Below are 13,637 nucleotides of genomic sequence, written 5' to 3' on the forward strand. Positions count from 1 at the left end.
GAAGCCGCAGACAGCTCCGTTTACACGTATCCATTGTAAGTCCTTTCCAATGCTGTTTTCCATCATATAAATGAGCGTTTCATTGTCTAACTTATCTAAGTTCTCTTGAACAAGTAAACCAATTTGTTCATGATTATTATCTACAAGAATCCCAATTTGGTTTTTGATCCAGCCATCTAGGGCAGGCCCGTTTTCGGCTAGTTTGTTTAAAAATTGAGTAAGAATAGAGAGAAGATTATCTCTAAATGAATCTTGTTCAATCATGGAGACAGCGCTTTGTTGTAACCCCTGTAAACTTGAATGGATCATTTGATCAGGGTTCCACGTATCAAGCAGTTTGTTTCGCCACTTTGCTATTCCTTCAATGATCTCCGCGTTATCTTCGATGTTCAGCAGTTCATTCCGAATATATAGAAGTAAGGCTTTTCGATTAGCATCATTTTCGGGTTTCAAGTTTGTTACTACATTGAGTAAGATATTTCTAAGAATATCTCCGAGTTTATCGGCTGTCAGTAAATTTTGAATAGACTTTAATGCAAACTGAAGAATCCCATCTGCTTCAACCTTTCGAAGCACATTCATGGAGACACTGCCCAACTGATGAGGTGTGTCTTTATTACGTAACCAAGTATCCGCTTTATTTAAAACATAATTCAACGCTTTTTCATCAAACTTTTCCTTAAGCAGTTGTTGACTTGCTGTGTGCAGGATGTGTTTGATTTCGATGTCAGAAATCACGGAAAGAAGGTGTTTTTTTAATAAGGGGACTGCTTTTTCAATCGGCAGATTTGTAATCATTTTCTTGATTAGCTCCACTATTGCTTTTTGAACAGCCTCTTTAGCCAACTCTCTTTTTGTAATGTGAATCAGTTTTTCTGTGAAAGGAATTTGTTTTATTTTCTCTTGGATACTTTCTTTGGATAACCAATTAGTTTTTAGCATCGTTACTAATGCATTCGTCATTCGCTTGCGATTAGCCGGCAGGAGCGCTGTATGCGGGATTGGGATGCCAAGCGGGTGACGGAACAATGCAGTTACAGCAAACCAATCAGCTAACCCTCCAACAAGCCCAGCTTCAAATCCCCCGCGGATTAGTTCTGCCCAAACGGAATCTTGAAAGGGAAGGGTGGCAAGAAAGCCGACTATCATAATAAATAGGGAATACCTCGCAATTTTTTTTGAGGATTTCTCTTTTTTTTCCATAAATCACTCATCCTCACATGTTTGCAGATAGTCCGAACCTGATGAGTTTTTCCACCTGCTATTATTTAGTCTAGTATGAAACTTGAAAAAAATAACCCCGAAATAGCCGGGGGCAAGTTATTGATTACGTAAATGAAGGTTTCTACAACCAATTGTATCGTTTAACTAGGTTCATTTTCAATCATGAGGATTATGGTCAATTTCCCAATGTCCTTAAGTTGGAACGTTAGGTTGAAAGCTTTATTAAAGCCATACATTAAACTTTCACCACTGATTACGGTTGGCGGGGTAATTTCCATCTCAATCTTTTTATTGGATAAATGAGTAGAAAGATTGCCAGCAACCATATTCCCTAGCTCGGCAGCAAATGATTCTAGGAGTTCGTCCGACAGCGGCATATGAAACATGAATTCCCCCAAACGACCAACCGTTGCTCTATCCATTTCGATAAACAACCGGCCAAGGACGTCACCGGTCACACCAATAAGTACACCTATTGAAGCATGCTCGAAAGGTTCAACAATGATAGAAGGCTCGCTGATTTCGGTTTCAACCGGAATGACAGTATTAATGGCATGAATCGTACTATTTAAGACTGCAGTGATCTTTGTAGTTAGCACAACAAGCCCTCCTAAATTAATATAGTCTAATAATAGCAAATAAATAAATATTTGTACCTATAGATAGAGAAAAAATGGGAAAAATGACGAAAAATAAGCGAGGTTTTTCAAAGACCACACTGCATAGTATTTCAAAACTAGGAAATAGTAACCACAATTACTGAAAAAGGGTGTGGGGTTATGCCATATATTCTTTCTGCTGCACATATACAGTTACCTTATTTACTTTCACAGGAAAAAGTTATGGATTTTTCTCGGGAAATATTTGGAACAGCATTTAAAGATATCGAAAGACTCTTAAAAGCGTTTAAAAATGGGGAAGTCGAATCCCGTTATTTTGTGAATGATCTTGAGTGGTATAAAGATGACCATTCATTCGAAGAAAGAAATAATTCTTATATTGAAAAAGCAACTCAGTTTGGCGTGGAAGCGATTGAGAAGTGCTTAGATAATCAAACTTTTTTACTAGAGTCCATTCCAATGGAGGAAATCGAAGCGATTTATTTTATTTCTAGTACAGGTATGGCGGCACCGACCATTGATGCAAGGATATTAAACGTACTGCCTGCTTCTGTTCGAACAAAACGAATCCCCATTTGGGGACTCGGTTGTGCTGGAGGAGCAGCTGGGCTTGCCCGGGCAAGTGAATATTGCAGAGCATTTCCGAAAGCAAAAGTCCTGGTTCTCTCTGTGGAGCTGTGCAGTCTGACCTTTCAGAAAAATGATGCTTCAAAGAGTAACTTAATAGGAACTTCATTATTTTCAGATGGAGTTGGATGTGTTTTGATTTGCGGCGACGAGGTGGAGCGCAAAGACATTTCCAGACAGAAAGGCCAGTACCGTATTCTTAATTCCCAGTCCACTTTGATGCTGAATTCTCTAGATGTCATGGGCTGGGATGTAAAGGATGGGTTGTATGTCGTATTTTCAAAGGATATTCCGTATATTATTAAAAATTGGTTAAAACCAACTGTTGAAGGATTTCTGCTGGAACAGAATCTGGAAATGAAGGAAATTCAGCAGTTTATTGCTCATCCCGGCGGTAAAAAAGTGATTGATGCGTATCAGGATTCACTCGGTTTTACGAGTGAGATGACGACTATTTCAATGGATGTACTTCGAGAGTATGGCAATATGTCCTCAGCAACAATCCTCTATGTACTTGAACGTTTTATGGAGCACGAAGCTGATCCAGGTGAGTATGCCCTTGCCGCTGCACTTGGACCTGGTTTTAGCTCGGAACTTCTATTAATGAGGTGGGAACTATGATTTTTTATTTGTTTATCCTTTTATTAATTGCTCAGCGTATTGGGGAACTCGTTTTAGCTCGGAATAATGAGGAACGGATGAAGAAGGAAGGAGGACTGGAATTCGGGACGACACATTATCCATGGATCGTATTATTGCATCTCGGCTTTTTTATTTCCTTGTTTGCAGAATACACGCTGCTTGATCAGACACCATCAGTGTATTGGAAAATCTGGCTTTCTCTGTTCTTACTTGCTCAAGTGGGAAGAGTATGGGTAATCAGCTCGCTGGGCCCTTATTGGAATACGAAGATAATCGTCATGCCCTCTGCGGAACCGGTCAGCAGAGGCCCATATAAGTATGTCAAGCATCCTAATTACGTTATTGTTGCAGTAGAAATAATTGTCATCTCTTTATTATTTAATGCATACTTTACGGCTATTATCTTCAGCTGTTTAAATGCCTGGATGATGAGTGTTCGAATTCCAATAGAAGAGAGAGCGTTGTCCAACTTAACCAGCTATGCAGGGCATTTTTCAAAAAATAATAAGAAATAAAAACTTCTAGTTGAAAATGATTATCGTTCGTGATAAGATTCTAATTGAAGATGAAAACTATTATCAATTAAAAAATATATAGATGAAAAATAAAAAAGGATGGTGTTTTAAGATGGTTTGGTTCTTTATTCTTGCAACGGTTATAGCATATGGGTTTGTGATGAAACATGTTTTAAACAATGTTCAGAGACCTGTTCGGAAGTTGGCTGCAGCGCCGATTAGCAGAGAGAGCGTTCGAAATCATAACTTAATTCCTGCCCACACAACCAGATGATATAATCTGGTTTTTTTAATATAAAAAAAGACGAGCGGAGCACCTTATCTGACTGATAAGGTGCTCCGCTTTCTTACTATTCAAAATTGCCTTGCATAGTTATATAATTGTTGGGGGAAATCGTTTACAATGGAAAGAACTACGACTTGGTAAGGGGAAAGATAGATGAATACGCAAACAACAAAACAACGAGAACAACTTGCAGGACTTATGGAACTATATCGTCAATTTCTTACTAGCGGCGATTTGGTTAATGCTGAGAAAATGAAACAGTTACTAGCTAAATTAGTAAAGGAAGAACGAATCCTTGCTTTCTGCGGTCATTTCTCTGCAGGGAAATCAAGCATGATTAATTATTTACTGGGTGATCAAGTGCTGCCTTCAAGCCCAATACCAACCAGTGCCAATACAGTAAAGCTGCAAAAAGGCGATGATTATGCCTTAGTTTACTATCACGAAGGGGAACCTAACCTGTTCCCGGCACCTTACGATTATCAAACAGTTAAAAATTTTGCTAAAGATGGGGCAGCGATCTCGTCAATCACCATTAGTTCTAGTACCTTCCCGCTGCCGCCGACATGTTCCGTTATGGATACACCAGGTATTGATTCAACAGATGATGCGCACCGTGTCTCCACGGAGTCTGCGCTGCATTTAGCAGATGCTGTTTTTTATGTCATGGATTACAACCATGTTCAATCAGAAGTGAACTTTTTATTTACGAAGGAATTAATGGATGAAGGGAAAAAGGTTTACCTGATTGTAAATATGATTGATAAGCATGATGAAGCAGAAATTACATTTGCAGATTTTAAAAAATCAGTAGAGAACGCGTTTACGAACTGGAATGTCTATCCAGAAAAAATATTTTACACCTCTGTCCGTGATTTAGAGAATCCGAATAATCAACTAGAAGAAGTACGTGAGTTCATCTTCAAGACTGCTGATAATGGGGTCCAAAACACCAGCGACTCAGCGCTGTTATCCGCTCAGCGATTAATTAACCGTCATGTACTGTCAGTAAAGGACAAATTTGACGAGGCTTTTGCAGAAGAGTTTGAGCCTTTGTTTGAATTGCCTAGTGAAGAAAGAACTGTTATAGAGAGCAATGTAAGCAGCCTTATGCAGGAAAGAGAACAGATGGCTGGAACGGCAACAGCAATCGAACGTTCTTTTACCCGCAGTCTCGAAGTAATTTTGAAAAACGCATATCTCATGCCTGCGCCGACAAGAGAGCTCGCGAAAGATTTTCTTGAAGCTCATCAGCCAGACTTTAAAATCGGGTTGTTTTTTGCAAAGAAAAAAACGGAAAGTGTTAAAGAAGAACGTTTGAAAGCGTTTGAAGCTGATTTACAGGAGAAAGTTAAGACTCAGTTAGAGTGGCATATCAAGGAGCTTGCTGGTAAAACACTAATTGAGGCAAAGCTCCACGATGCTGAATGTGAGCGAGCTGCACAGTCGCTCTCTATCCCGCTATCTGCTGATTTCTTATTAAATACCCTTAAGTCAGACGTAAACAGTAGTGGAGAATTTGTCCTGAATTATACAAAAGACCTGGCTGAATCACTGAAAAAAGAAGCTAAGCGAGCAGCTGATACCTTTTTAGATATGGTGAAACAAAGACTGTTACAAGTAAATGAAATTCGTCTCGAGGAACTATCAGATCAGCTTGCCGAGTATGCTGAGTATGAGAATGCACTTGAATTGATGCATCAGAAGGATAAGGAAGCTCAAGCAGTCAAACAGCATCTCGAAGAAATTTTATATGGAAACACGGAGCCAGCATCTAATTTTGACCAACTCCTGCGTGAATGCACAGAGGAAGAAACAGTGATCACTATTCATTCGGAAGTTTCTATAAAAGAAAAACAAAACAAAAACCGAAAGAACCTGTCACTGCTGTAAGTCATTTAAAACATGAGAAGGCCCAAGTAAGAGGAAAAGGTAAATTACAAGAAACTGCTGATCATCTGCGTCAGGTTTCAGGCTGGGTTCAGCCTTTAACAGGATTTCACACGCTGTACCGCGAGTTAGTCGAGAAAGCGGAACGACTTGAAAGACAAACCTTTACGGTCGCTTTATTTGGGGCGTTTAGTGCAGGAAAATCCTCCTTTGCTAATGCACTAATCGGTGAATCCGTTCTTCCTGTATCACCGAATCCGACTACGGCGGCAATCAATAAGATTCAAGCAGCAGATCATAATCATGACCATGGAACAGCAAATGTGACACTAAAAACAGCTGACATGCTGCTGGAGGATGTTTCAATCGCCCTGGAAGCGTTTGGGCAAAAAGCGATATCGCTGGATCTTGCTTACGAAGCAGCTTCTCGTATACTCAGCGAAACTAGTAGTGATAAAGGAAAAACGCATTTATCTTTCCTTAGAGCATTTGTTCAAGGCTATCCAGAGCACAGCGGAGAATTAGGTACAACAATAACCGTTGACTTAACAGGCTTTAAAGCATATGCCGCAGAAGAGGCAAAATCCTGTTTTGTTGATTTAATTGACTTGTATTATGACTGCGCACTTACAAAGCAGGGGATGGTGTTAGTGGATACACCGGGTGCAGATTCAATCAATGCGCGGCATACGGGTGCTGCCTTTGAATATATCAAAAATGCAGATGCGATCCTTTTTGTGACGTATTATAATCATCCGTTTTCCAAGGCAGACCGGGAATTCCTCATTCAACTCGGACGTGTTAAGGATTCCTTCGCGATGGATAAAATGTTTTTTGTGGTTAATGCAGTCGATTTGGCTCAGGATAATGAAGAGCTGGATGAAGTAATTGATTATGTACAAAATCAACTTGGTGGATTCGGAATTCGTTTTCCGAAATTATTTCCTGTCACAAGTAAAGGGGCTCTTGCAGAAAAACAAGCTGCACAATCATTCTCCCATCATTTTTTACAGGATAGCGGAATGAAGCACTTTGAAAAAGTGTTTCATGCGTTTATTGAACAAGATTTAACGAACTTAGCGATTGTGTCTGCAATGGCAGCCATAGCTAGAACCGAAACCTTGCTGCAAGAGGTATTAACGACTTCTAAACAAGATGAAGCATCTAAGGCTGCCGCACTGCGTCAGTTAGCCGAAGATTATCAACAAGTCCTGAAAGTAGCTGCTGACATACAGGATGGTGCAGAACAGCAAAAACTACGGAAAGAAATTGATGAATTAATTTATTATAGTAAGCAACGCGTGTTCTTCCGATTTGCTGACTTTTTTAAAGAATCTTTTAATCCAGCAGTCATTAAAGAAGGGGAAGACCTTAAAACTGTACTTCGTGAAGCACTACGAAACTTTTTAAACGCAATCGGTTTCGATTTTGGGCAAGAAATGAGAGCAACTTCCTTTAGGACCGAAATGACTGTTCATAAGTTGGTAAGCGAAAAACAGGCCTCCTTTATCCAACAGGCTCAACGTGTTAAAAAAACATTATCCTTACAGCCCTATGATCCTGAGAAAAAAGAAACGCTTGAATTTCAACCAGCTTTTCATAATCTTTCCGATCAAGAGTTTAGAAAAGAACTAGGTTTGTTTAAAAATCCAAAAGCTTTCTTTGAAAAAAATGAAAAAGTCATGATGAGTCAGGCACTTCAGGAACGCTTAGATCCCTTAGCGCTTGCGTATGTGAGTGATCAGGGGAATCGTCTGTATGAAGAGTATTCCGTGCATCTTCATAATGAAATAGACGCTCTTAAGCAGGCGACGATTGCAGAAGTGGAGGATATATTCATGGGACTGAAGGCGGGCTTGGAAGAAACCGTTGATGCTGACTATTTCGAGGAAATAATTGAAAAGGTTCAGCAGATAGTTCAGGACTAAGTTGGGTATAAAGGGGAATTAAAATGAAGATGATCCTTGATGTACATGAAGTAATGGAAAAATTGAATGAACCGAATGTTAGACTTGTCGATTGCCGGTTTGCACTTGGAAAGCCTGATATGGGGAAAACCGAATATGATCGTGATCATATTCCTTCGGCCGTATTTTTTAATTTGGAGCGTGATTTGTCTGGAAGTGTTCAGGTTCACGGTGGGAGACATCCTTTACCTGACATCAGCGTACTAAAAAACCGATTAGAGGATTCGGGCATCAGTCGTTCGACTACTGTCATTGCTTATGATGATGGACTATCAGCAGGGGCTGCTCGTTTTATCTGGATCTTAATGTATCTGGGTCATTCTAAGGTGTTTCTTCTAAACGGCGGTTATTCGGCTTGGAAAGAAAGCAATTATCCGATAACACAGGACATTCCTTCATATAAACGAGTTGATTTTCTTGTCGATATCAACGAAAATTTAGCGGCAAGTTATGATGACGTCGTCCGTTTTACGCAAAATGATTCAAAAACAGTACTGATTGATTCAAGAGAAAATCAACGGTATACAGGACGAGAGGAACCCATTGATAAAAAAGCTGGACATATTCCTGGAGCCATCAACTATCATTGGGAAGATTCGTTTAGAAATGGATACTTTCTTCCTAGGGAAGAGCAAAAAAAGCGGTTCAATCAATTAGATCCCGATCAAGAAGTTATTGTGTATTGTGGATCGGGTATCACTGCGGCAGCCAATTTTATGGCTCTAAAGGAAGCTGGTTTTAATCGGGTAAAACTCTATACGGGCAGCTTTAGTGATTGGATTTCTTATGAAGATAATCCAGTAATCACTGATGTTGAAATAGAATGAATAGGATGAAAACACTCCCTTTCAGAGATTCTTATGATAAGATACAAGCAGACAATCTTTTGAGGTGAGTAAACGTGAAATTGGATGAAAACAAACAGATGCCTTCCTTCATGCTTGTTGATGGAATGGCCCTTTTATTTAGAGCTTTTTATGCAACAGCCGTTACTGGTCAGTTCATGATTAATTCCAAAGGCCTGCCGACTAACGCGGTTCAAGGTTTTCTCAAGCATATGCTTACAGCAGTCAACCATTTCTCACCAAGCCATGTAGCGGTTTGTTGGGATATGGGAAGCAAAACGTTTCGTAACGAGCTTTTTCCAGAGTATAAAGCCAATCGCTCAGCTGCCCCAGTGGAAATGATTCCACAATTTGATTTAGTGAAAGAAGTTGTGGAAGCCTTTGATATTCCTAACATTGGACTCTCTGGATTTGAAGCGGACGATTGCATTGGTACCATTGCTAAAGCTTCACAAAGTCATAGTCACGTCTCAATTTTGACTGGAGACCAGGATATGCTTCAATTAATTGAAGATCGCATTTCGGTTATTTTACTGCGTAAGGGCTTTGGTAATTATGAGGTGCATGATCGTGATAGCTTTTTCACATGGAAAGGCATCACACCCGCCCAAATGGTCGATTTAAAGGCTCTTATGGGTGATACAGCGGATAACTACCCTGGAGTCAAAGGCATAGGTGAAAAAACCGCATTAAAGCTGCTCATTGAATACGGGACGATTGAAGGGATTCTCGAAAATCTACAAAATCTAACGAAAACACAGCGGACTAAAATTGAAGCAGCTGTCGAAATGCTGCATTTATCTAGAAGTCTAGCGGCAATTAAATGCGATGTACCGATCGCCTGCCCTTTAGAAACTTCTGTGTTTAGATATGATAAGGAACGTGTTTCGAGAATGGCCGAAACTCATGAATTAAAAGGCCTTCAGCGCTTGTTAGTCTAATAATGAAAGAGGCTGTCCGCGGGTTTGGACAGCCTTTTGGTTTTGTTTGGGAAGTGGTAAGCGGAGGGAGTAACCTTTTGCTAGTCTATCTTTTCGTATTGGAATATTTAGCGTTGTTTTCTAATTCGCTTTTTGGACTAGTGTCACCTTGGATATTTCCTTGCGGCGGGACTCCGCTTCTGCTTTTATTGCCGCGATTCTTATGTTTAGGCATGATAGACACCTCCTTATTACTTACTATTTACAAGAAATCTGTATCGAATGCGAAATTTGTCGATAAATTAATAGGCAAAAACGGTTAGATAAGGTAATATGTAGGAGGAAATAGCTGCAAAGGAGGACAGATTTGTGGACTATTCAGTAGAAGAGTATGTTTCCTTTTTGGAAACGAAAGGTTTTACATTCGGTGAAGACGCCATCGGTTTCATTTTTTTTGGTAAACGTTATACAGAAGCGAGTGATGTTCTAGTTAACATTGCGATTGAAATTACGTTAAAAGCCCAAAAGAATTTCGATGGCAGTTTTTACGTATCTTTACTCGAAAATTTAAAGCAAAAAAATATTACGAACAAACCCCAGGCTGAAGCGTATGCCCGGGAGCTTGGATTATTGAGCTAATGCAAGGTGGTTAAGCAGCTGAATCAATGGGTTCGGCTTTTTTGCGTTTAAAAGGAAATTCTGCCGTAACCATTCCGATTAAGATTAAAACGCATCCGATAATCGCAGCGTTAGTCAATTGTTCGTTAATCAGTACATATGAAGTCAATGCAGCAAAAACCGGTTCCAGTGCATATATTAATGCCACTCTGGTTGGTGAGGTTTTTGCTTGAAAATGTGTTTGAGCAAAAAAAGCAAACGCTGTGGCGAGTAAAGATGTGACTAACAATGCTGATATTACTTCCGTTCTCAGCATAATACTAGGAGTAAACAAAACAGATGTATCCTCGAATAATAGTGCCGATACGGTGGATAATACAGCGACAGTTATCAATTGAATAATTGTTAAGGGTAAGGCATTATATAGCTTTGCGTATGCAGCTGTCGTAATAATCTGCATGGCAAAACTAACAGCACAGAAAAAAACGAGAACATCACCAATAGAGAGATAAGAATGTCCGCCCATTGTCATTAAATATAAACCGATGGCTGCTAGAATAATGCCAGTGACCGCTTGTACGGGGATTTTTTGTTTTAACAACAACAATGAAAACATTGGCACGAGAACAACACTCAGCCCTGTAATAAAACCTGCTTTGGCAGGTGTTGTATACAGTAGACCGGTGGTTTGAAAGGCATACCCTAGAAACAGCCAGACTCCAATTTTGATTCCAGAAACAACAAGTGGTATGGTCCAAACTTTCTCTTTCTTTTTGTGAGTCAATAGCAAATACCCTGCTAAGAGTGTAAGAGAAGCAATAAAGAAACGAGCGGCATTAAAGCTGAATGGTTTTAGGAAGGCTATGGCATCTTGTACCATAACAAAAGTAGCGCCCCAGATAAATACGACCAGCAGTAAACTAACATCGGCAAGATACTGTTTCTTCATGCTTCATTTCCTTCATTCAAACGGATGGCTTGTCTGGCTAATTGGTCTGCTGCCTTATTTTCTGAACTAGGAATCCATTTCAGAAAGAAAAGATCAAACTGTTCAGCTAACTCAAGCGCTTCGGAAAGCAGCGGTGAATATCGTTTGTTTTTTACAAATTCTTTTTCAATGGCCTGAGAAATTAACTGCGAGTCGGTCCGAAATGAAACCACTTTGAACTCAAGACGCAGACAAATTTTTAACCCATGTATGAGAGCTTGATATTCTGCTTCATGATTTTCTAAGCTGCCAAGCGGGATAGAATGCCTGTGTACATCACCATTATTATTGATGAAAATTCCAGCCCCGCTTGGACCAGGATTCCCTGCACTAGCACCATCAATATATACCTCAATCATACTTATGCCTCCTGCTGTTATAATGTAAGTGTTGTTTAATAATAAGCCCTCTCTGCTATACTAAATGAGTAAATGATTTTCACTTAATACTAATAAGTATAGACGCTCAGACGAAAAATAGGTACGTAAAATATAGAAGCCATTAAAGGAGTTATTCAATATGAAGGTAATCATGCATTGGAAATACGGTGCAGCAAGAAAACCAAACGCAGTTTTTTCTTCTGATTGGATGGATGCACAAGATGCCTTAACGATTATTGATGATCTTGAAAAAGCAGGAAGAATGAAAGAAGTCGAAATAAGTGATGAACTTGGTACAACTTGGTCAAAGAAAGAATTACGGAAATTGCTTGCCAAAGTTGAAGAAGAGCCTCAAGACGCCACTGTCTATTTTGATGGAGGCTACCAAAAAAATTCTAAGTTGTCCGGTCTTGGTGTTGTCATCTATTATCGGCAAGGAAAAGAGCAATGGAGAGTAAGAATAAATCGTCTGCTGCAGGAGCTTGATACGAATAATGAAGCAGAATATGCAGCTTTTTATGAAGCAGTGAAGCAGCTTGAAGAATTAGGTGTGCACCACCAAAGCGTCGTCTTTAAAGGGGACTCTCAGGTAGTACTTAACCAGCTTTCTGGTGAATGGGCATGTTTCGAAGACGTGTTAAATCAATGGCTTGATCGGATTGAAAGGAAGCTGAAGCAACTCGGAATTATCCCAGTATTTGAACCTATCGGAAGAAAAGATAATACGGAAGCGGATAAATTGGCTACTCAAGCACTGAATGGAGAAGAAATCAGCAGTAAATTTAATCTGACTGCAAATAGCAGGGAGACTGAATAAGCACGAGCAGAAGGAGTTTGAACGACAATGGAACGAAAAAAATATTTTGATGAAGTAGAAGATATCTTTTCATTTGACTGTAAAGATTGTTTTGTATATAAGCATTTTAAAAAGGAAAAAGGTAAACGGTATGCTCATAAATTCTGTATTTCTGAATGTACGGTAGGTGAAAAGTTAAAAATGATAGGCAATAAATTAGGCGGTTAAGGGATGCAGATGGGAAATTAATAAATTTTAGTTACATTAATTACTAATTTTTGTTATTATTGTTAAAAAAGCACCATGAAAGAGGAGTGCTAATGACTAACCAAACCCTTAACCCTAATGACGTACCACTCTCGGTATCAGATATCGATTTATTGATAGCAAAGTTAACCACGAAACCACAGGAATGGCCTTCCATATCGATGAACAGTGATTCTCGAAGTTTAAAAGAACGAATTGCAGAGATTACACTAAAGGTCGAGGAAGCAACTCACCAATTACGTGATATTTTTAAAACTGTGAAATGGTCAGAGAATGTACCTATCGCTGCAATTACAAGTGATATCATTCCGATTATCAGTCAAGCAGCAGAATTTCCGCATATCTTTTATTTATACGATGAGATGAAACAACGAGATGAATACACGTATCGGCATAATATTTGTGTCGGGGTGATAGCGGCATATATTGGGAAATGGGCAGGGCTTACGGAACAGCAATTGTCAGAACTGACTCTGGCTGCGACTCTTCATGATGTAGGGAAGATGATGGTGAAAGAGGAGATTTTGCATAAACCTGGGAAGTTAACAGCAGCAGAATATGAACAAGTTAAGCAGCATACGGTGTTCGGATATAGTTTGTTAAAGAAAATTCCCAATCTACCGCCAAGTATTGCGTTAACGGCCTTACAACATCATGAGCGTGAGAATGGAGGAGGCTATCCTTTACAGTTAAAAGGAGCTAACACCCACCTTTATGCTAAAATTGTGGCAATTGCAGATGTGTTCCATGCGATGTCCTCTAAACGTGTCTATCACGATGCTATGCCATTTTACAAAGTAATTAAGCAAATGAAAGAGGATGTTTTCGGAACGTTTGATCCATCCTTGTTACTTATTTTCTTAAACAAAATCATGAAGTCGCTGGTAGGCAAAGAAGTCCTCTTAACAAATCAGCGAATTGGACGAATAATCATGATTGATCCTTATGATCCTATTAATTCCTTAATCCAAAGTGATAATCAAATCATCGATCTGCGTTTTCAAAAAGATATCCAAATCGAACGAGTTCTAGGTGTATGACACCACAGCAAA

At 39.5% G+C, this 13,637-nt stretch carries 16 protein-coding genes; 11 read left to right on the plus strand and 5 right to left on the minus strand.

Annotated features, from left to right (window positions below; translation table 11 throughout):
* Together WYK_RS12235 and WYK_RS12240 are read right to left on the minus strand one after the other, a co-directional pair.
* A partial coding sequence (locus tag WYK_RS12235) for a DUF445 domain-containing protein (protein ID WP_040374776.1) occupies positions 1 to 1,203 on the minus strand: 1,203 nt, incomplete at its 3' end.
* A 161-nt stretch (positions 1,204 to 1,364) separates the two neighbouring features.
* Positions 1,365 to 1,823 (minus strand): chemotaxis protein CheX, encoded by a 459-nt coding sequence (locus WYK_RS12240; RefSeq protein ID WP_040374777.1) that lies wholly within the window; start codon positions 1,821 to 1,823, stop codon positions 1,365 to 1,367.
* A 180-nt stretch (positions 1,824 to 2,003) separates the two neighbouring features.
* Between WYK_RS12240 and WYK_RS12245 the strand changes: the two genes are divergently transcribed.
* From WYK_RS12245 to WYK_RS12270, 7 genes are all read left to right on the plus strand, one after another.
* Positions 2,004 to 3,092 carry a type III polyketide synthase gene (locus WYK_RS12245; RefSeq protein ID WP_040374778.1) on the plus strand — a complete coding sequence of 363 codons (1,089 nt, stop codon included), beginning with the start codon at positions 2,004 to 2,006 and terminating at the stop codon, positions 3,090 to 3,092.
* Complete coding sequence (locus WYK_RS12250; RefSeq protein ID WP_040374779.1) at positions 3,089 to 3,628, plus strand: isoprenylcysteine carboxyl methyltransferase family protein; 540 nt, start codon at positions 3,089 to 3,091, stop codon at positions 3,626 to 3,628. The genes WYK_RS12245 and WYK_RS12250 overlap by 4 nt, the downstream gene beginning before the upstream one ends.
* A 112-nt stretch (positions 3,629 to 3,740) precedes the next feature.
* Positions 3,741 to 3,902, plus strand: coding sequence for a hypothetical protein (locus tag WYK_RS25125; protein ID WP_169732063.1), 162 nt, complete (start codon positions 3,741 to 3,743; stop codon positions 3,900 to 3,902).
* Positions 3,903 to 4,067: 165 nt separating this feature from the next.
* Positions 4,068 to 5,807 carry a dynamin family protein gene (locus tag WYK_RS12255; protein WP_040374780.1) on the plus strand — a complete coding sequence of 580 codons (1,740 nt, stop codon included), beginning with the start codon at positions 4,068 to 4,070 and terminating at the stop codon, positions 5,805 to 5,807.
* On the plus strand, positions 5,714 to 7,732 hold the full coding sequence (locus WYK_RS12260) for a dynamin family protein (protein WP_051387468.1): 2,019 nt from the start codon (positions 5,714 to 5,716) through the stop codon (positions 7,730 to 7,732). The genes WYK_RS12255 and WYK_RS12260 overlap by 94 nt, the downstream gene beginning before the upstream one ends.
* Positions 7,733 to 7,755: 23 nt before the next feature.
* On the plus strand, positions 7,756 to 8,598 hold the full coding sequence (locus WYK_RS12265) for a sulfurtransferase (protein WP_040374781.1): 843 nt from the start codon (positions 7,756 to 7,758) through the stop codon (positions 8,596 to 8,598).
* 98 nt (positions 8,599 to 8,696) lie between these two features.
* A complete protein-coding gene (locus WYK_RS12270; RefSeq protein WP_040374800.1) occupies positions 8,697 to 9,557 on the plus strand; it encodes a 5'-3' exonuclease in 861 nt (286 codons plus the stop codon).
* An 85-nt stretch (positions 9,558 to 9,642) separates the two neighbouring features.
* Here WYK_RS12270 and WYK_RS24550 read toward each other — a convergent pair whose 3' ends face one another.
* Positions 9,643 to 9,771: a small, acid-soluble spore protein L gene (locus WYK_RS24550; protein WP_152526466.1), complete on the minus strand. Its 129-nt coding sequence runs from the start codon at positions 9,769 to 9,771 to the stop codon at positions 9,643 to 9,645.
* A gap of 134 nt (positions 9,772 to 9,905) precedes the next feature.
* Here WYK_RS24550 and WYK_RS12275 point away from each other — a divergent pair, with 134 nt between their 5' ends.
* Entirely contained in the window at positions 9,906 to 10,175 is a 270-nt protein-coding gene (locus WYK_RS12275; protein WP_040374782.1) for a DUF6123 family protein, read from the plus strand.
* A gap of 10 nt (positions 10,176 to 10,185) precedes the next feature.
* On the opposite strand, the gene WYK_RS12280 is transcribed toward WYK_RS12275, so the two are convergent.
* Together WYK_RS12280 and WYK_RS12285 are read right to left on the minus strand one after the other, a co-directional pair.
* Positions 10,186 to 11,103, minus strand: a complete 918-nt coding sequence (locus tag WYK_RS12280) for a DMT family transporter (protein WP_040374783.1) — start codon at positions 11,101 to 11,103, stop codon at positions 10,186 to 10,188.
* Positions 11,100 to 11,501, minus strand: a complete 402-nt coding sequence (locus tag WYK_RS12285; RefSeq protein ID WP_040374784.1) for a reverse transcriptase-like protein — start codon at positions 11,499 to 11,501, stop codon at positions 11,100 to 11,102. Before WYK_RS12285 ends, WYK_RS12280 begins: the two co-directional genes overlap by 4 nt.
* 160 nt (positions 11,502 to 11,661) lie before the next feature.
* On the opposite strand from WYK_RS12285, the gene WYK_RS12290 reads away from it, so the two are divergent.
* From WYK_RS12290 to WYK_RS12300, 3 genes are all read left to right on the plus strand, one after another.
* Positions 11,662 to 12,339, plus strand: a complete 678-nt coding sequence (locus WYK_RS12290; protein WP_040374785.1) for a ribonuclease H family protein — start codon at positions 11,662 to 11,664, stop codon at positions 12,337 to 12,339.
* A gap of 27 nt (positions 12,340 to 12,366) precedes the next feature.
* Positions 12,367 to 12,546, plus strand: a complete 180-nt coding sequence (locus WYK_RS12295) for a zinc-finger domain-containing protein (protein WP_040374786.1) — start codon at positions 12,367 to 12,369, stop codon at positions 12,544 to 12,546.
* A gap of 92 nt (positions 12,547 to 12,638) precedes the next feature.
* On the plus strand, positions 12,639 to 13,625 hold the full coding sequence (locus WYK_RS12300; protein ID WP_040374787.1) for an HD-GYP domain-containing protein: 987 nt from the start codon (positions 12,639 to 12,641) through the stop codon (positions 13,623 to 13,625).
* Positions 13,626 to 13,637: the final 12 nt, after the last annotated feature.

Source organism: Peribacillus psychrosaccharolyticus ATCC 23296, assembly GCF_000305495.1.
Lineage (GTDB): Bacteria > Bacillota > Bacilli > Bacillales > DSM-1321 > Peribacillus > Peribacillus psychrosaccharolyticus.

Excerpts from the sequence above, each read along its gene's own strand:
- WYK_RS12250 (WP_040374779.1), top strand. The coding sequence starts at position 3,089 with ATGATTTTTTATTTGTTTATCCTTTTATTAATTGCTCAGCGTATTGGG.
- WYK_RS25125 (WP_169732063.1), top strand. The coding sequence starts at position 3,741 with ATGGTTTGGTTCTTTATTCTTGCAACGGTTATAGCATATGGGTTTGTG.
- WYK_RS12270 (WP_040374800.1), top strand. The coding sequence starts at position 8,697 with ATGCCTTCCTTCATGCTTGTTGATGGAATGGCCCTTTTATTTAGAGCT.
- WYK_RS12300 (WP_040374787.1), top strand. The coding sequence starts at position 12,639 with ATGACTAACCAAACCCTTAACCCTAATGACGTACCACTCTCGGTATCA.
- WYK_RS24550 (WP_152526466.1), bottom strand. The coding sequence starts at position 9,771 with ATGCCTAAACATAAGAATCGCGGCAATAAAAGCAGAAGCGGAGTCCCG.
- WYK_RS12295 (WP_040374786.1), top strand. The coding sequence starts at position 12,367 with ATGGAACGAAAAAAATATTTTGATGAAGTAGAAGATATCTTTTCATTT.
- WYK_RS12290 (WP_040374785.1), top strand. The coding sequence starts at position 11,662 with ATGAAGGTAATCATGCATTGGAAATACGGTGCAGCAAGAAAACCAAAC.
- WYK_RS12285 (WP_040374784.1), bottom strand. The coding sequence starts at position 11,501 with ATGATTGAGGTATATATTGATGGTGCTAGTGCAGGGAATCCTGGTCCA.
- WYK_RS12265 (WP_040374781.1), top strand. The coding sequence starts at position 7,756 with ATGAAGATGATCCTTGATGTACATGAAGTAATGGAAAAATTGAATGAA.
- WYK_RS12255 (WP_040374780.1), top strand. The coding sequence starts at position 4,068 with ATGAATACGCAAACAACAAAACAACGAGAACAACTTGCAGGACTTATG.
- WYK_RS12245 (WP_040374778.1), top strand. The coding sequence starts at position 2,004 with ATGCCATATATTCTTTCTGCTGCACATATACAGTTACCTTATTTACTT.
- WYK_RS12260 (WP_051387468.1), top strand. The coding sequence starts at position 5,714 with ATGCACAGAGGAAGAAACAGTGATCACTATTCATTCGGAAGTTTCTAT.
- WYK_RS12280 (WP_040374783.1), bottom strand. The coding sequence starts at position 11,103 with ATGAAGAAACAGTATCTTGCCGATGTTAGTTTACTGCTGGTCGTATTT.